The sequence below is a fragment of the Caenimonas sedimenti genome, assembly GCF_007833165.1.
GTDB classification, from domain to species: Bacteria; Pseudomonadota; Gammaproteobacteria; order Burkholderiales; family Burkholderiaceae_C; genus Ramlibacter; species Ramlibacter sedimenti.
The window spans coordinates 172,425-188,082 of record NZ_VOBQ01000015.1 but is presented as its reverse complement, the minus strand read 5'-3'; the positions used below and the strand labels follow the sequence as shown (position 1 = coordinate 188,082).

The 15,658-nt window shown below is 64.3% G+C and carries 18 protein-coding genes; 15 read left to right on the top strand and 3 right to left on the bottom strand.

What is annotated here, in order from left to right; all coding sequences use genetic code 11:
- Positions 1–99 precede the first annotated feature (99 nt).
- The 9 genes from FN976_RS19755 (at position 100) to FN976_RS19715 (ending at position 6,285) form a co-directional block, all read left to right on the top strand.
- Positions 100–513 carry a DUF2306 domain-containing protein gene (locus FN976_RS19755; protein WP_145894779.1) on the top strand — a complete coding sequence of 138 codons (414 nt, stop codon included), beginning with the start codon at positions 100–102 and terminating at the stop codon, positions 511–513.
- Positions 514–548: 35 nt separating this feature from the next.
- The gene (locus FN976_RS19750; RefSeq protein WP_145894778.1) at positions 549–1,109 is read left to right on the top strand and encodes a DUF6622 family protein; all 561 of its coding nucleotides are present in this window, start codon (positions 549–551) and stop codon (positions 1,107–1,109) included.
- An 11-nt stretch (positions 1,110–1,120) separates the two neighbouring features.
- On the top strand, positions 1,121–1,408 hold the full coding sequence (locus tag FN976_RS19745) for a 2TM domain-containing protein (RefSeq protein ID WP_145894777.1): 288 nt from the start codon (positions 1,121–1,123) through the stop codon (positions 1,406–1,408).
- Positions 1,409–1,425: 17 nt separating this feature from the next.
- Entirely contained in the window at positions 1,426–2,457 is a 1,032-nt protein-coding gene (locus FN976_RS19740; RefSeq protein WP_145894776.1) for an alpha/beta hydrolase family protein, read from the top strand.
- Positions 2,454–3,416, top strand: coding sequence for an alpha/beta hydrolase (locus FN976_RS19735; protein WP_145894775.1), 963 nt, complete (start codon positions 2,454–2,456; stop codon positions 3,414–3,416). The genes FN976_RS19740 and FN976_RS19735 overlap by 4 nt, the downstream gene beginning before the upstream one ends.
- Before the next feature lie 23 nt (positions 3,417–3,439).
- Positions 3,440–3,736 (top strand): 2TM domain-containing protein, encoded by a 297-nt coding sequence (locus FN976_RS19730; RefSeq protein WP_145894774.1) that lies wholly within the window; start codon positions 3,440–3,442, stop codon positions 3,734–3,736.
- Positions 3,733–4,767, top strand: coding sequence for a sensor histidine kinase (locus FN976_RS19725; protein WP_145894773.1), 1,035 nt, complete (start codon positions 3,733–3,735; stop codon positions 4,765–4,767). Before FN976_RS19730 ends, FN976_RS19725 begins: the two co-directional genes overlap by 4 nt.
- A complete protein-coding gene (locus tag FN976_RS19720) occupies positions 4,764–5,561 on the top strand; it encodes a LytR/AlgR family response regulator transcription factor (protein ID WP_145894772.1) in 798 nt (265 codons plus the stop codon). Before FN976_RS19725 ends, FN976_RS19720 begins: the two co-directional genes overlap by 4 nt.
- A 181-nt stretch (positions 5,562–5,742) precedes the next feature.
- Positions 5,743–6,285 (top strand): DUF3455 domain-containing protein, encoded by a 543-nt coding sequence (locus tag FN976_RS19715; RefSeq protein ID WP_145894771.1) that lies wholly within the window; start codon positions 5,743–5,745, stop codon positions 6,283–6,285.
- A 126-nt stretch (positions 6,286–6,411) separates the two neighbouring features.
- Here the strand turns inward: FN976_RS19715 and FN976_RS19710 are convergent, their stop codons facing one another.
- Positions 6,412–7,542, bottom strand: coding sequence for an ABC transporter substrate-binding protein (locus tag FN976_RS19710; protein WP_432417877.1), 1,131 nt, complete (start codon positions 7,540–7,542; stop codon positions 6,412–6,414).
- Positions 7,543–7,777: 235 nt separating this feature from the next.
- Here FN976_RS19710 and FN976_RS19705 point away from each other — a divergent pair, with 235 nt between their 5' ends.
- Both FN976_RS19705 and FN976_RS19700 read left to right on the top strand, forming a co-directional pair.
- Entirely contained in the window at positions 7,778–8,932 is a 1,155-nt protein-coding gene (locus tag FN976_RS19705; protein ID WP_145894770.1) for a branched-chain amino acid ABC transporter substrate-binding protein, read from the top strand.
- Between the two features lie 315 nt (positions 8,933–9,247).
- Positions 9,248–9,496 (top strand): hypothetical protein, encoded by a 249-nt coding sequence (locus FN976_RS19700; protein WP_145894769.1) that lies wholly within the window; start codon positions 9,248–9,250, stop codon positions 9,494–9,496.
- A 139-nt stretch (positions 9,497–9,635) separates the two neighbouring features.
- Here FN976_RS19700 and FN976_RS19695 read toward each other — a convergent pair whose 3' ends face one another.
- Positions 9,636–9,962: a hypothetical protein gene (locus FN976_RS19695; RefSeq protein WP_145894768.1), complete on the bottom strand. Its 327-nt coding sequence runs from the start codon at positions 9,960–9,962 to the stop codon at positions 9,636–9,638.
- A 137-nt stretch (positions 9,963–10,099) separates the two neighbouring features.
- On the opposite strand from FN976_RS19695, the gene FN976_RS19690 reads away from it, so the two are divergent.
- The 4 genes from FN976_RS19690 to FN976_RS19675 all read left to right on the top strand — a co-directional run bounded on the left by FN976_RS19690 (position 10,100) and on the right by FN976_RS19675 (position 14,633).
- Complete coding sequence (locus FN976_RS19690; RefSeq protein WP_145894767.1) at positions 10,100–11,908, top strand: glutamine--tRNA ligase/YqeY domain fusion protein; 1,809 nt, start codon at positions 10,100–10,102, stop codon at positions 11,906–11,908.
- Positions 11,905–12,957 (top strand): DUF262 domain-containing protein, encoded by a 1,053-nt coding sequence (locus FN976_RS19685; protein ID WP_145894766.1) that lies wholly within the window; start codon positions 11,905–11,907, stop codon positions 12,955–12,957. Before FN976_RS19690 ends, FN976_RS19685 begins: the two co-directional genes overlap by 4 nt.
- 375 nt (positions 12,958–13,332) lie before the next feature.
- Positions 13,333–13,620 (top strand): hypothetical protein, encoded by a 288-nt coding sequence (locus FN976_RS19680; protein WP_145894765.1) that lies wholly within the window; start codon positions 13,333–13,335, stop codon positions 13,618–13,620.
- A 485-nt stretch (positions 13,621–14,105) separates the two neighbouring features.
- Complete coding sequence (locus tag FN976_RS19675) at positions 14,106–14,633, top strand: hypothetical protein (RefSeq protein WP_186511025.1); 528 nt, start codon at positions 14,106–14,108, stop codon at positions 14,631–14,633.
- Between the two features lie 93 nt (positions 14,634–14,726).
- Here the strand turns inward: FN976_RS19675 and FN976_RS19670 are convergent, their stop codons facing one another.
- Complete coding sequence (locus FN976_RS19670) at positions 14,727–15,308, bottom strand: hypothetical protein (protein WP_145894763.1); 582 nt, start codon at positions 15,306–15,308, stop codon at positions 14,727–14,729.
- Between the last annotated feature and the right edge of the window lie 350 nt (positions 15,309–15,658).

Below are 15,658 nucleotides of genomic sequence, written 5' to 3'. Positions count from 1 at the left end.
CGCGCCGCCCGAACCGCGTTTCGTCCCAGGCCGGTGGCCCCGCCGGGCCCCGCCGCGCAAAGTCCGCTCCAGACAACCGCAACCGACCAGGAGAACGCCATGCAGATGACCCCCGTGATCGCCGTCCACATGACCGCCGCCCTGGCCGCCATCGTCACCGGCCCCATCGCGCTGTGGGCCCGCCGCGGCCGCACCGCCCGCCCGAAGCTGCACCGCGCCTTCGGCTACGCCTGGGTCACGCTGATGCTCATCACGGCCGTCTCGGCCATCTTCATCCGCGACTACTCGCTGCCCAACATCGCCGGCTACACCCCCATCCACCTGCTGGTGCCGGTGACCCTGGTGGGCCTGTTCGGCGCCTTCTGGTTCCTCGCCAAGGGCAACATCGACGCCCACCGCAAGACGATGCAGCGCCTCTACATCGGCGCCTGCATCGTCGCCGGCGGCTTCACGCTGCTGCCCCAACGCTATCTCGGCCAACTGGTCTTCGGCCAGTGGCTCGGCCTCGTCTGACCCTCATTCCATCCGATCTTCCAGGAGAACCCGTCATGCTGCTTCAACTCATCGCGAACCACCCCGAGGCCGTGGTCACCGTCATCGCCCGCACGCCCACCTGGGTGTGGGGCTTGCTCGCCGCGCTGCTCGCGCTGGGCATCAGCCAGTTGCGGGCCCGCCATGCCAGCCTGGTGCGCATCGCGATCATGCCCATCGCCATGGCCGGTTTTGCGCTCTTCAGCATGGCGGCCGACTTCCGCGCCTCCGGGGCGCTGGCCTGGGCGCTCGGCGCCTGGCTGGCCGCCGCCGCACTGGTGTCCGCGCTGATCGGCGTCGCCGCCCCAGCCGCGGGCACCCGTTACGACGCGGCTTCGCGCACCTTCGCGCTGCCGGGCAGCGCGGTGCCGCTGCTGCTGATCCTGGGCATCTTCCTCACCAAGTACGTCGTCGGCATCGAACTCGCCATGCAGCCGGCGCTGAAGACGGACTTCGGCTTCGCCGTGTCGATCTCCGCCCTGTACGGCGTGTTCAACGGCCTGTTCACCGGCCGCGCCGTGCGCCTGCTGCGCCTGGCCTTCCGTCCCGCCGCTTCCCTCTCCACCGTCAACGCCTAAGGAGCCCCACCATGAACAACGCCACGCTCGCCAACGCCGAACTCGAACGCCAGGCCCGCCGCCGTGCCAGCGCCAAGCTGGGCTGGATCATCCATGCCCTGGTCTTCGTCGCCGTCAACATCATGATGGCGATCCTCTCCTCGATGAGCGATCGCAACTGGGCCATCTTCCCCTTCTTCGGCTGGGGCATCGGCCTCGCGATCCACGGCTTCGTCGTCTTCGCCATCACCGGCGGCGGCGGTTTGCACGAGCGCCTGCTGCGGCACGAGCGCCAGCAGCTCCAGCGGGATCCCTGGTAAGCACGAAGGAGCCCGTCATGCACCGCTACGCGCCCTTTCTCCTGGCCTGTGCCCTCTCGTTCGTCGCGGCCTGCGCGCAGGCCGCCGTGGGCCTCACCGAGCTGTCCGGCGTCGACGACGGCCCCGTCACCGTCTACTACCCCACCGCCGCGGCTGAACGCGCCGAACGGCTCGGCCCCTTCACCCTGCAGGTGGCGCGCGACGGCGCACCAGCGCGCGGCAATGGCCGGCTGGTGGTGATCTCGCACGGGTCCGGCGGCGCGCCCTGGGTCTACGCGAACCTGGCCCGCGTGCTGGTCGACGATGGCTTCGTCGTGGCCCTGCCCCGCCATCGCGGCGACAACCACACCGACACGTCCAAGCGCGGGCCCGACAGCTGGAAGCTGCGGCCGGCCGAAGTGTCGCGGGCCATCGACGTGGTGGGCGCGGACGCACGCTTCGCGCCGCTGCTCACCCTGGACAAGGTCGGCATGTACGGCATGTCGGCCGGCGGACACACCGCACTCAGCCTGGCCGGGGGGCGCTGGTCCCCCGGCCAGTTCGTGCGCCACTGCGAGGCCCACATCGCTGATGACTTCCACACCTGCATGGGCCTGCTGACGCGCCTGCGCGGCGACAGCTGGGACGGCCTCAAGAAGGCCGTGTCGCTGCGCGCCATCCGCTGGAAGTTCGGCGACGACACCTGGCAGCTGCACGACGAGCCGCGCATCCGCGCCGTGGTGGCCGGCGTGCCCGTGGCCGCCGACTTCGACATGCAGTCGCTGGCCAAACCGCGCGTGCCGCTGGGCCTGGTGACGGTGGGGCTGGACGCCTGGCTGGTGCCCCGCTTCCACTCCGACCAGGTGCTGGCCGTGTGCTCGGGCTGCGAACGCATCGCGCACCTGCCGAACGCCGGCCATGGCGCGCTGCTCTCGCCGCCGCCCCCCGCGCACCTGCTGGGCGAACTCGAACTGGCGATGCTGGGTGACCCGCCCGGCTTCGACCGCACCGTGCTGCCCGAGGTCGATCGCAAGATCGCCGCCTTCCTGCGCAAGCACCTGCTGCCGTGAAAGCCGCCGTGATCGTCACCAGCTGCATAGCCGCTCTACTGGTGCTCGCATTCGCCGCCGCTATCGCCTTCGGCGGCCCGGCCAAGGCAGCGCCGCTGGCCAGCGTGAACGCGCCCTTCGCCAAGGTCGACTTCAGCGCCGTGCCGCCAGCCCGGCGCTTCCAGGCCCGCGACGGCGCGTCACTGGCCTGGCTGCACTATCCCGCAACGGGCACGCAGGCACCCAATGGCCGGCGCGTCGTGCTGGTCCATGGCTCGTCCGGCCGCGGGCAATCGATGCATATGCTGGCCCAGGGGCTGGCGCAGGCGGGCTTCAGCGTGGCCTCGCTCGACATGCGTGGCCACGGCGACTCCGGCCCGCGTGGCCACGCCGCGTACATCGGCCAGCTCGAAGACGACGTCGAGGACTTCATGAAGGCCGTGCCGCACGCCGGCCCGAGCACGCTGGTGGGCTTTTCCTCCGGCGGCGGCTTCGCGCTGCGCATGGCGGGCGGCAGCCGCCAGCAGCTGTTCGACCGCTATGTGCTGCTCGCGCCCTTCCTGCGCCATGACGCGCCCACCAACAAGCCGGGGAACGACCACTGGGCAGCGGTCGGCCTGCCGCGCATGATCGCGCTGACCATGCTGGACCGCTTCGGCATCCGCGCGTGGGGTGACCTGCCGGTGCTGAACTTCGCGTTGGACGAAGCCGCCAGCCGCTTCCTCACCCCCAGCTATTCGTTCACGCTCGCCAGCGCTTTCGGCCCCGGCGACGATTACCGCGCCAGCGTGCGCAATGCGCGCGGCGACGTTCGCCTGGTGGCTGGCAGCGCCGACGAACTGTTCGACGCCCCGCGCTATGCCGAAGTGCTGGCCGCGGCTGGGCGCACGGTGCCCGTGACGCTGGTTCCCGGGGTCAACCACATCGGCCTCACGCTGGAGCCTGCCGCCGTGGCGGCCGTGGTGCGGGCCTGCCACTAGAATGAATTGAACTCGCGCCCGCCATGCCCACCCCGTTGTCCCCCGAAGAAATCGACCGCCTCGCGCGCAAGCGCGCGGGGGCGAAGTTGGGCTGGTATTCGCACGCCGCCATCTACCTGCTGGTGAACCTGTTCCTGTTCGCCATCTCCGAATACGGGTTCGGGCACCGCCGCTGGTCGGTGTTCCCGCTCCTGGGCTGGGGCGTCGGCCTCGCGTTCCACGGCATCTCGGTATTCGTGCTGGGCACCGGCAGCGGGCTGCGCGAAAGCATGGTGCGCAAGGAGCGCGAGCGGCTGCAGCGCGAGCGCGGCGACCAGTGAAGATCGACTGGCTCTCCAAGCTGCGGCATGCGCTGCAGGTGTGGGCCTTCTGCCTCGCGGTTTCGGCCATCCAGTACGCCTTCACGCCGGAGCGGCTCTATGGCCCCTCGGTGGTGTATTCGTTGTGCATCGGCACGATCACCTGGGCGATCGTCGACCTGGGCCGCCACGGCTTCCGCACCGAAACAGGCTGGCCCGCGGGGCTCCCCGGTGCGCTGCTCGTGGCGGGCGGGCTGATCGTCGGCTACCTGGGCGGCAACGCGGTGGCCGACCTGCTTTGCCGGGTCCTTGGGCTCTACGCCGGCACGCCGGTCTACACGCCGCGCGACCGCACGCGCGACATCCTGGTGTCGGCCATCGCGGGCGTGGTCGGCATCTTCTACTTCTACAGCGTCAACAAGAGCGCCTACCTCGAACGCAAGATGGTGGAAGAGCGCCAGCACGCCAACGAGGCGCGCCTCAAGCTGCTGGAGGCGCAGCTGGAGCCGCACATGCTGTTCAACACGCTGGCCAACCTGCGCGCGCTGATCGGCGTCGACGCGCAGCGGGCCCAGCAGATGCTGGACCACATCATTGCCTACCTGCGCGCCACGCTGAACGCGTCGCGCGCGCCCACGCACAGCCTGCAAGCCGAGTTCGACCGTTTGCGTGACTACCTGGAACTGATGGCCATCCGCATGGGCTCGCGCCTGGCGTATGCGCTGGACCTCCCGGCCGAACTCGCCAGCCAGCCCATCCCCACGCTGCTGCTGCAGCCCCTGGTGGAGAACAGCATCCAGCACGGGCTGGAGCCCAAGGTGCAGGGCGGGCGCATCCAGGTCAGCGCGCGGCGCGACGGCGAGCGCATCGTGCTCGAGGTGAGCGACACGGGTGTGGGCACCGCGCCTGCACCCGGCCCGGGCAAGGGCTTCGGGCTGAACCAGGTGCGCGAGCGGCTGGCGACGCTGTACGGCGACGGCGCCGGGCTGGCGTTCAGCGCGAATGAAGCCGAAGGCGCGCGCGCCATCATCCATCTGCCGGCCGCCGCATGACTGCCGGCACCGCGTTGATCGCCGAAGACGAGCCGCTGCTCGCGCAGGCGCTGCAGGCCGAGCTGGCGCGCGCCTGGCCCGAGCTGAAGGTGATCGCGACCGTGGGAGATGGCGCGTCGGCGGTGACGCAGGCGCTGGCGTTGAAGCCCGACGTGCTGTTCCTCGACATCCGCATGCCAGGGCAGACCGGCTTGGAAGCCGCGGCGGAACTGGCCGAGGAATGGCCGGATGGTGCGCCTTTCCCGGCGGTGGTGTTCGTGACCGCGTACGACCAGTACGCGGTGCAGGCCTTCGAAGCCCAAGCGGTCGACTATGTGCTGAAGCCTGTGCAACCGGCCCGGCTGCAGAAGACGGTAGCGAAGCTGCGCGACTTGTTGTCGCAGCGCGCGGCTGCCGGGGGCGCAGCCCACAACAACCTCGAAGCCACGCTGGGCCAGTTGCGCCACTTGCTGGCCGCGCCGCCGCAGCCGCTGCTGAAGGTGGTGCAGGCCAGCGTGGGCACCAGCATCCGCATGGTTCCTGTCGAGGAGATCCTCTACTTCGAAGCCGCCGACAAGTACGTGCGCGTGTTGACGGAGAAGAACGAGTACCTCATCCGCACGGCACTCAAGGAGTTGCTGCCTCAGCTGGACCCGCAGGTGTTCTGGCAGGTGCATCGCGGGACGGTCGTGCGCGCCACGGCGATCGACAGCGTGCACCGGGACGAGGCGGGGAAGCTGCATCTGGCGCTGCGCGGAAGAGCGGAGAAGCTGGCAGTGAGCCGGTTGTACGCTCATCTGTTCAAGGCGATGTGATTGGGCTTTGCTCCCTCCCCCTCCGGGGGAGGGCAGGGGTGGGGGCGCGCGCGGCGAGGTGTGCGTCGTCGGACGAAGCGCCCCCATCCCAACCTTCCCCCGGAGGGGGAAGGAGCCTGATGAGAATCCAATCGCACGCCCGACGCGTACCGGCAACTCCACACCATCAAGGAGTCCACCCATGCTTCGCCTCCCCCTCGTCCTCTCCGCCACCACCGCGCTGGCCGCCTGCGCCAGCGGCCCGATGATGATGAAGCCCTACGACCAGGCCATGCTGCCCGCCGCCGTGCAAGTGCCGGCCGGCAACAAGGTGGCGATGGAGACGGTGGGCGCCGGCGACATCACCTACGAATGCCGCGTCAAGGCCAACATGCCCGGCCAGTACGAGTGGGTGTTCGTCGGCCCCGATGCCAAGCTGATGGACCGCTCCGGCAAGCAGGTCGGCAAGTACTGGGGCCCTCCCGCCACGTGGGAGAACATGGACGGCTCCAAGCTGACCGCCACGCAAGTGGCCGTGGCGCCGCACATGGACGGCAGCATCCCCCTGCAGCTGGTCAAGGCCAATCCGGCGATGGGGAATGGCGCGATGACGGGCGTGACGTACATCCAGCGGGTGGCCACCAAGGGCGGCGTCGCGCCGGCCACGGCTTGCGGCCAGGGGAACATGGGCGCGAAGCAGGTGGTGAAGTACCAGGCGGATTACATTTTCTACAAGGCGATGTGAGCGGCGAATTTTCTCCCTCCCCCTCCGGGGGAGGGCTGGGGTGGGGGCGCGCGCGTCGAGGTGTGTGACTGCGTACCCGGCGCCCCCATCCCGACCTTCCCCCGGAGGGGGAAGGAGGAAAGCCAACTACCGCAGCAGCTTCCCGCTCGCCCCGATCACCGTCACCTCCACAAACTTCGACCCCGCCCGCACCGTCGGCGAGTAGCCGACGCTCCACCCGCCCAGGTCGAAGCGCTCCATCCCTTCCAGCGCCTTCACCACCTTCGCCCGCGTCGGCTTCGGTCCAGCCCGCTTGAGCCCTTCCACCAGCACCTTCGCCCCCAGGAACTGCTCGAACGACGTGTAGTTGATCTGCTCGTTGGGCGCGTACTTCTTCAGCAGCTCCTGGTACTCGCGCACCACCGGGATGTTGGCCATGAAGGGATACGGCACCACCTGGCTCACGCCCAGGCCGTGCGCGTTCTTCAGCCCGGCCAGCTTGACGATCTCCGCCGGGTCCACCACCGAGATGTTCAGCAGCTGCCCGCCCCCGCCCGCCTCGCGATACTGTTTGGCGAACGCCGCGGCCGGCCGGTTGATGGCCACCATGATGATCGCCTGCGGGTCGGCTGCCTTGATCGTCTTGACAGCGGCATCCACCTTGTCGGTGTTGCGCTCGTAGCCCGCGCTGGCCGCGAGCTTCATCTTGCGCCGCGTCAGCGCCGCCTCCACGCCGGCCAGCCCCGCCTTGCCGAAGCCGTCGTCCTGGTACATCACCGCGATGCGGTTCATGCCCAGCGTCGTGAGCTGCTGCACCATGTGCTCGGCCTCGTCGGCGTAGCCGGCGCGCACATGGAAGATCCAGGGGTTGAACGGGTTGCGCAGCGATTCGCCGCCCGTGTAAGGCGCCACCAGCGCCGCACCGCCCTGCTCCAGGATCTCGTCCTGCAGCAGCTTGGTGATGTTGGCCGTACCCGCGAAGCCGTACAGCGCCACCACTTCGTTGCGCACCAGCATCTCGCGCGTGAGGCGCACCGTCTCATCCACCTTGTACGCGTCGTCCACGACCAGCACCTTGATCTGCTGGCCGTGCACGCCGCCCGTGGCATTGACATGCTTGAAGTAGATGTCGCCGCCCACGACCATCTGCTTGCCGGTGCTGGCGAGCACCCCGGAGAGCGGCGCGACCTGGCCGATGACGAGTTGCCCCTGCGCGCTGGCCGCGAGCGCGAACAACGCCGCCCCGAACCAGCCTCTGAGTGCTGTACGCATGTCCATGCTTGTCTCCTTTGTGTCAGCGGAGTGTGACAAGCTGTTTCAGCCGGAGGGACGACGCTTTCCCTCATGTAGTTCTACGTACTGGGTGGCCGTCCAGAGGGCAAAGGGCCCTGCCTCAGCATCAGGGCTGCTAATGCCCAGCCATGTTTCATGAGGGCAGAGGAAACCCGCTGCGTGAATATTCACGGCGCTCACTACATTCCGTTGCACTTCCAACCACCCCCTGGAGCTCCCCATGCAAAAGCCCAACCGCCGCCTGGCTGCCACAAGCATCCTGGCGTTCGGCGTCATCGCCACCAGCCTGCTGACCGCCTGCGACAGCACCCCCAGCGTCATCAAGATCGGCGTTGCGCAGCCGCTCTCGGGCCCGCTCGCGGCGCTCGGGCAAGACATGCACAACGGCGTGAAGCTCGCCGTGGACGAGCTGAACAAGTCCGGCTTCAAGGTGAAGGGCAAGCCCGTGACGTTGGAAGTGGTGGTGGTCGACGACCGCGCCAACGCCGACACCGGCAAGCAGGTGGCGCAGCAACTGGTGGACGCCGGCATCGTCGCCGTGATCGGCCACCTGAACTCCGGCGTGAGCATCGCCGCCGCACCGATCTACGCCGACAAGAACATCGCGCAACTGGCGATCTCGACCAACCCGAAGTACACCGACCTGGGCCACGCCACCACCTTCCGCCTGGTCGGCAACGACACGCTGCAGGCCAAGGCCATCGGCTCCTATGCCTCGCAGCTCAGCGCGAAGACCTTCGCCGTGGTGGACGACGGCACGCCTTACGGCAAGGGCCTGGCCGATGGCGCCGCGGCGCAATTGAAGACGGCCAGCAAGAACATCGTCCTGCGCCAGTCGTTCGACGACAAGACCACCGCGTTCGACGAGCTGGCCGGCAAGCTGAAGGAAGCCAACGTCGACGCGATCATCTCCACGCTGAACGACTTCCAGGTCGTTGCGATGCTGGAAGCGCTGAAGAAGATCGGACACACGAACCTGGCCGTGCTGGGCGGCGACACGCTGAAGACCACCACCGGCCTGAAGGCCGCGGGCCTGGCGCAAGCCGTCTACGCCACCTCGCCCATCCTCGAAGCGCGCGAATTCCCGGCCGGCGCCAAGTTCCTGGCGGCGTACCGCGAAGCGTTCAAGCTGGATCCGGCCTACGGCGGCCACTACAGCTACGACGCCATGCATGTGCTGGCCGGCGCCATCAAACGCGGCGAATCGGCCAAGCCGGAGAACATCGTGAAGGCCCTGCGCGCGATCGACGGCTACGCACCCGTCACCGGATCGATGAAATTCGACGCCAAGGGCGAGCAGCGCTATGGCGTGATCAGCGTCTATGCGGTCCGCAACGGGCTGTGGGAAGCGCAAATGCGGTCCGACAACTGGTAGGGCAAAAGGAGTCGCCCCTGTCCGTCAGCGCCTGTGGGCGCTGTCCTACAGGGCGGCAGGCGTTTGGCCTTTCTACTCTGGGCTTCACCCCGACTCCTCTGAGTCCCCTCCTCCTCCGGGGTGAGCTGGTCCGGCCCTCCGTCCCGCGATCGGCATTGTTACCCCCAGGTCTGACCTGGGGGTTCTTTTTTTTGGGTATGCCCGCGTCGTCATTCCCTGACGTCTACAGCCGGGCAGCGCTGTCATGTGAGCCCCCGCTTCGGCTTTACCTTGTAGACACACACACACAAGACAAGGCCCCGACGGAGCACAACCATGAGACAAGACGGCAGACCCACAGCTGGAGGCGGCAATGACCGCCCCGGCAACCTCGACCGCCGGCGAAACGGCCCGCGCAAGCAGAAGGCCTTCGTGGAGCGCGCCACCGCGCGCGGCCACAGCGGCTATGGCTCCGAAAGCGTGCGGCCGCACCTGCGCGACCAGTTGAAGCTCAAAGAGCTGCTGCAACCGGGCTTGCTGGTCATCATGCCGGAGCCCCGAGGCAAGGACGAGCACCACCAATAAACAGCGGGACGGACCGCAGCAAACAACAACGAGCCAACAAAAAGAAGGCCCCAGCCCGGAAGACGGGTTGGGGCCAATTTCGCTTGGAGAAAATCGTGTGGCTTGGAGGCTAGTGGGGCATCCGGACTGCGAGGTTCAGTCAGTGATTCCAGTGCTGCCGCTTGCTCCTCCACTTGTGCTTATGGTGGTGGCCGCGGTGGTAGACCACCGGGCCGTAGTAGGCGGGGGCGTAGTACGTGGGCCCGTAGTACACCGGGGCCGTCGCCACATACACGGGGGGCGGCGCGTAATAGACTGGGGCCGCCACATAGACCGGGCGGGCATTGCCCACCCCCAGCGTGACACCCGGCGCCGCGTGCACGCCGACAGACCAATAGACATCGCGGGCCTGCGCCGAAGTGGCCGCGCCGAGTGCGGTGACGGCCAGTGCCGCGACCGCCAGGTAGTGAAATCGGATCAGTTTCATGTTTCCTGCTTGATGGTTCCGGGGTCATGTGCGCCCCATGTGCGTATTTAACGTGGACCCTTCGCGCACGACTACATCGCCTTCGTCAAAGCCGTTGCCAGAGGTAACCCGGCCGGGCGTGACAAAATCGTTGCAATATGGCTTCCGCTCCCGACAGTAAAGACTCCCCGAAACCCAGCAACTTCCTGCGCCAGGTGATCGAACGCGACCTGGAACAGGGCACCTACAACCAGAGGAACTGGGGCGGCGGCCCGGGCGATGCGCAGCAGCACCAGGCCGGCGACCGCGACCCCGCGAAGATCCGCACGCGCTTCCCGCCCGAGCCCAACGGCTACCTGCACGTGGGCCACGCCAAGAGCATCTGCCTGAACTTCGGCCTGGCCGCCGACTACGGCGGCGTGTGCCACATGCGCTTCGACGACACCAACCCCGAGAAAGAGGAGAAGGAGTACGTCGACGGCATCCTGGACGCCGTGAAGTGGCTCGGGTTCAGCTGGGACGCCAACGGCACCGAGCACCTGTACCACGCCAGCGACTACTTCGACTTCATGTACCGCGCGGCGGAATACCTGATCGAGGCCGGCCACGCCTACGTGGACGAACAGACGCCCGAGGAGATGCGCGCCAACCGCGGCGACTTCGGCCGCCCGGGCACCGACAGCCCGTTCCGCAGCCGCAGCATCGACGAGAACCTGCAGCGCTTTCGCGAGATGAAGGACGGCAAGCTGGCCGACGGCAGCGCCGTGCTGCGCGCCAAGATCGACATGGCCAGCCCCAACATCAACCTGCGGGACCCGACCATCTACCGCATCAAGACGGCGGAGCACCACAACACGGGCAACAAGTGGTGCATCTACCCCATGTACACCTTCGCGCACCCCATCGAGGACGCGCTGGAGAACATCACCCACAGCCTCTGCACGCTGGAGTTCGAAGACCAGCGGCCCTTCTACGACTGGCTGCTGGACCGCCTGGCCGAAGGCGGCCTGATCAACACGCCGCATCCAAGACAGTACGAATTCGCGCGCCTGAACCTCACCTACGTGATCACCAGCAAGCGCAAGCTGAAGCAGCTGGTGGACCAGGGCCACGTGAGCGGCTGGGACGACCCGCGCATGCCCACCATCGTGGGCCTGCGCCGGCGCGGCTACACGCCGGAAAGCATCCAGCTGTTCTGCGACCGCATCGGCGTGACCAAGGCGGACAGCTGGATCGACTACAGCACGCTGGAAGGCGCGCTACGCGACGACCTGGACCCGAAAGCCCCGCGCGCGATGGCGGTGCTGGACCCGGTGAAGCTGGTCATCACCAATTGGGATGAACTGCATGGCGCCGGTTTCCTGGATGCTTGCAGTGCGCCGGTGCATCCGCACCACCCGGAGATGGGGCGGCGCGAGTTCAAGTTCGGCAAAGAGCTGTGGATCGAGCGGACGGACTACGAAGAGACGCCGCCCAAGGGCTTCCACCGGCTGTTCCCGGGGAACAAGGTGCGGTTGAAGTATGGGCATGTGATCGAGTGCACCGGCGCTTTGCGCGATGCCTCGGGCGCGATCACCGAGGTGCAGGCCAGGCTGGTGCCGGACACGAAGAGCGGCACGCCGGGCAGCGACGCCGTGAAGGTGAAGGGCGTGATCACCTGGGTGGCCGTGGCGGATGCGGTGAAGGCGGAGGTGCGGCTGTATGACCGGCTGTTCTCGGTGCCGCAGCCGGATACGGGGGAGACGGATTTTCTGGAGGAGTTGAATCCGGAGTCGCTCAAGGTGGTGACGGGGTATGTGGAGCCGTCAGCTGCTGCACTGAAGGGGGATGACAAGGTGCAGTTTGAGAGGCATGGGTATTTTGTGGGGGATCGGAAGGATCACCGGGGTGGCGGGATCAATCCCATCTTTAACCGAGCGGCCAGCTTAAAGGATAGTTGGGCATCTGATCCAAGAGGGGCACGATGAAAATAGAAGAAGGAAAATACTCGATCGCCGAACTGCTTGACTGGTACCGAAAAAAAGATCTTGTCGCGAACGAAGAGTATCAGCGCGCGGGACGGTTGTGGCCTACGTCCGCGAAGAGCTATTTCATTGACACAATACTGAAGTCGTTCCCATTCCCCAAAGTCTATTTCCACGAGAAACTGGACAAAGCTACAAAACGACCGAGGAGAGAGATTGTGGACGGGCAGCAACGCCTCAACTGCATCTTCGACTTCGTCGACGGCAAGTTCGCGCTAGGCAAGAATGCACCGGGATATGAAGGTCAACGATTTGCGGGTCTCCCAGAAAACACCCAAGAAGACTTTTTGACCTATACGGTTTCTGTCGACGTTATCCGAAATGCAGAACGCGCAGATATCTTGCAGATGTTTCGACGCATGAACGCATACACGCTGCCGTTGAACGACGCGGAGAAGCGACACAGTGAGTACTTCGGCGAATTTAAAGATTGGGTCAACACGATGCTCGATCAGTTCGGCCAGTTGTTCACCGATTGGAATATTCTTACTAGCCGACTTGTGGTGCGAATGGCCGATGCTGAACTTATTACAGACCTTGCCTTAGCGATCGAAGAAGGAATCGTGAGCACCAGTCCCGCAAAGCTGAAGTCGTTGTATGCGAGGTACGAATCTGCGTTCCCGAGGCGGGACGAGTTCACTGAAAAACTGTCTTCCACTTTTGAAGCGATCACGATCGGCCTCTCCGAAATTCAGGGTACGTATGCCATGCGCACTCATGTATTCCATTCATTAGTTTGTGCGCTCTTGCACAACAAGTATGGCCTACCGGGCGTTGCGGAAGCAATAGATATGCCTCCTACCGGAAGCTTCTATACGGATCGCGAATCTGCAATTTATGGGATTAAGCAATTGGCCGTGGCGCATGAATCAAAGGATACGAGCCAGTTTCCGGACTATGTAGCCGCAGCTTTGGAAGGCGGCAATAGAGCGGCGCAACGAACCACACGAATTAAATGGCTTTGCCGCGCACTTCGTGGTGAGATTCGCTAGGGCAGCATGTACGCGTGCTGGACTGAGCTGTGCAACCGGCTTGACCAAGCATCGGACGTGTTCCTTGATCTATGTTCGGCACACCCATCACCTTTTCCGCCTGCAACCTTTAGTCTTCCAGATCTCTTGTTGCTTGAGGGCCTGGTGTCCTTTGTTTGGCAGTCTTGGGGCGATTTTTGCCGGACCTGTGTGATGCGGTCGCTCATGGGGTGCACTACCGCGAACGGTGTGGTTCTTCCTGCAGATCCCTTCGCAACCTCAGAGGCCCACGTATCTGGCGCCGCAGTGCGCGCAAGGCAGAAGAAGAACCCACCCTTTTGGGGGGGAACAACAACATCACTTAGGCAAGAGCCAACGTGGGGTGACGTTGACGTTTTGAACACGATCCTAACGCGTCTCTCGCCTTCCAACACAAGTCAACTGCTCGCCGCTTTCTCTTCTGCGCATGCGCCGATCAAAACTGTGCAGCTAATCAGGAACGCGACAGCGCACCAGAACGCCGAGACACTTCAAGGAGTCCGGCAGCGCGCTTCGGCGTATATTGCAGCTCCGATCGTGCATCCACTGCAGGCCATTTTCTGGATCGATCCCGGCACAAAGGACTTCTTGCTGCTGCATGCGATTGAGGAAATGCGAGACTCAAGTCAAGCTGCAATTGCGTGAAAGAAGCAAAGGTAAACGCGGGCCACCCAAGGTGCATGCGCTCGGGACAAGGCGACACGTATCAAAGTCAGTCGTCGCCTGATCCATGCAGCCAACCCGAAGCGCATTCCGCAGTGCGCTTCCGCTCTGCAGATCGACAGCACAAGCACCTTGCATGTACAGTCGGATGCGCGCTGCGCGGGGTCTACGAAGTTTGACGAATCCCTGTATCCGTGACCTCGCAAACCTAGTGACGAACTGCGAAGATTTTATTGACCCTGATTTCGGGGCAATCACCAACTTCCACGATATTGATTCTCAATAACTTTGCACGCCTAGTGCGATAAGCTGTAGACATGGAAGCGAGGCAAGTTATAACCGACCCAGATCATCCGGCCGTGAAGTACTGTCGCAGCATGGATGAGGTACGTGATCGCCTCTGTTCTCTCTATCGGTCCGAATTGGCGTGTGGTCGGAGCGGTGGTTCGATCGCAGATCAGGGCGTAATGTTGAACATTCGCATGATTCTTGAGCTGATCGCATACAGCACGTTGCTCGCGAATGAAACCCTAGTTAAGCAGCGGATTGAGAACGACCGAACCCAGGGAAATCAGGCGAAGGACATCGAACAGATGACGCGAGCAGAAAGTGTGTTGAAAAAGGTCGAGAGGGCCAACCCACAGTTCTTCCCCGTCCCACTCGCGACGGCGAAGGTTGAGAATGGGGAGTTGCACATTGCCGACTGGGACCATAGAGGACAAGCGTTCTCTAAGGCAGAGTGGCTTGAGCTGTACCAGTTCGTCAATGACCAGCTGCATGTGCGCAATCCCTTCTCTCCGTCACCGCCCCTTACCAGCCGACGCACGATCAGGGAGTGGGCCGACCAGCTCCACAATTTCCTTCTGCTTCATAGAATCACGCTTCTTGGCGGTGAATCTGCTGTTGTGCAACTCGGTGGACTTGACGGCAAGACCAAGGCAACCTTTAAGCATGTGGGGCCTCCGGACCGAATGGAGTTCGAATGGGGACGATAGGGGTGCCGTGACGTCGGGATAGAAGGTGGCGATCGCGCAACGATCCGCTTCGGGCAGCGACCACGATCGCGCACCAGTTCTCGATCGCTTCTCTCAACTCTCGATGCTTTTTTGCACGTGCAGTTCACCAGCCACGTGAGCCGCAATTCGTGCCGCGTCTTGCGCAGCCATAGCCAGCACCTGTTGATCGAAATAGTATTTCGCACGATGCACTGCAAAGGCCGCGGCGACGCAAGAAATGCCGAATCCGACTAGCCCTCCTTGCTGAACCAATATGAGATATAGGGAGCAAGAGAATCCTGTCACTAGTGGCATTCCGGCCATCAACCATCCCAAGACACCTCGCGGTGAAGGATGAGTCTTGTTGGAATCGCTTATCAGACGGTACTGCTGATTCCGGACACTCCGAATTCGAAAATTCAGGGCGCGCAAGAAGCAGAAGGCGACTATTCCGATAAGGAATGGCACGAGATAGACAGGTCCCTGTATTGGTATCGACCCATTTGCTGGCGCCGTGCCACTCCCACCAGACCAGTCAACTATCTGCTTTACAACCAGTGCAATAGCGGTCAGGAACAGCGTCGTCGCCCAGTTCTCCGTCGAGTTCAGGACTTTTTGCTCTTCCAGCAAGAGATCGAATCTCAATTTGAGAATGGATGGTGTTTCCTCTGCCATGGTTAGATCCTCCCCTTCAGATCATCCAACTACACACGCCACTGGCACTCCAAGTTCGCTTCCCGCTGCCTAGGTCGCAGTCGCGAAGGTTGCGACGCCAAGCTTCTTCGTGTCCAAGAATCGCAGGTGCTCCCGAAAGCATCCATGGCAGCATACTTCGCTCGCAAACGGCTCGCAAGCTTGGCGCCGGAGATGATGGATCAGTCCGATTGGACGACTTAGATGCCGAGACAGGTGCGGCGATCCAGGGTATTGTCCGAAAGCTGCCAGAGTTGTTGGAGGACTACCCTCGATTGCACTCCTTGGATTTTCGGGGCGGGTTTAATTTTTCTTAGGCAGCCAAGGTATTC

What these genes read in the sequence shown, in the direction of transcription:
- FN976_RS19755 (WP_145894779.1), top strand. Translation starts at nt 100, where the DNA reads ATGCAGATGACCCCCGTGATCGCCGTCCACATGACCGCCGCCCTGGCC.
- FN976_RS19750 (WP_145894778.1), top strand. Translation starts at nt 549, where the DNA reads ATGCTGCTTCAACTCATCGCGAACCACCCCGAGGCCGTGGTCACCGTC.
- FN976_RS19745 (WP_145894777.1), top strand. Translation starts at nt 1,121, where the DNA reads ATGAACAACGCCACGCTCGCCAACGCCGAACTCGAACGCCAGGCCCGC.
- FN976_RS19740 (WP_145894776.1), top strand. Translation starts at nt 1,426, where the DNA reads ATGCACCGCTACGCGCCCTTTCTCCTGGCCTGTGCCCTCTCGTTCGTC.
- FN976_RS19730 (WP_145894774.1), top strand. Translation starts at nt 3,440, where the DNA reads ATGCCCACCCCGTTGTCCCCCGAAGAAATCGACCGCCTCGCGCGCAAG.
- FN976_RS19720 (WP_145894772.1), top strand. Translation starts at nt 4,764, where the DNA reads ATGACTGCCGGCACCGCGTTGATCGCCGAAGACGAGCCGCTGCTCGCG.
- FN976_RS19715 (WP_145894771.1), top strand. Translation starts at nt 5,743, where the DNA reads ATGCTTCGCCTCCCCCTCGTCCTCTCCGCCACCACCGCGCTGGCCGCC.
- FN976_RS19710 (WP_432417877.1), bottom strand. Translation starts at nt 7,542, where the DNA reads ATGGACATGCGTACAGCACTCAGAGGCTGGTTCGGGGCGGCGTTGTTC.
- FN976_RS19705 (WP_145894770.1), top strand. Translation starts at nt 7,778, where the DNA reads ATGCAAAAGCCCAACCGCCGCCTGGCTGCCACAAGCATCCTGGCGTTC.
- FN976_RS19700 (WP_145894769.1), top strand. Translation starts at nt 9,248, where the DNA reads ATGAGACAAGACGGCAGACCCACAGCTGGAGGCGGCAATGACCGCCCC.
- FN976_RS19695 (WP_145894768.1), bottom strand. Translation starts at nt 9,962, where the DNA reads ATGAAACTGATCCGATTTCACTACCTGGCGGTCGCGGCACTGGCCGTC.
- FN976_RS19690 (WP_145894767.1), top strand. Translation starts at nt 10,100, where the DNA reads ATGGCTTCCGCTCCCGACAGTAAAGACTCCCCGAAACCCAGCAACTTC.
- FN976_RS19685 (WP_145894766.1), top strand. Translation starts at nt 11,905, where the DNA reads ATGAAAATAGAAGAAGGAAAATACTCGATCGCCGAACTGCTTGACTGG.
- FN976_RS19675 (WP_186511025.1), top strand. Translation starts at nt 14,106, where the DNA reads ATGTTGAACATTCGCATGATTCTTGAGCTGATCGCATACAGCACGTTG.
- FN976_RS19670 (WP_145894763.1), bottom strand. Translation starts at nt 15,308, where the DNA reads ATGGCAGAGGAAACACCATCCATTCTCAAATTGAGATTCGATCTCTTG.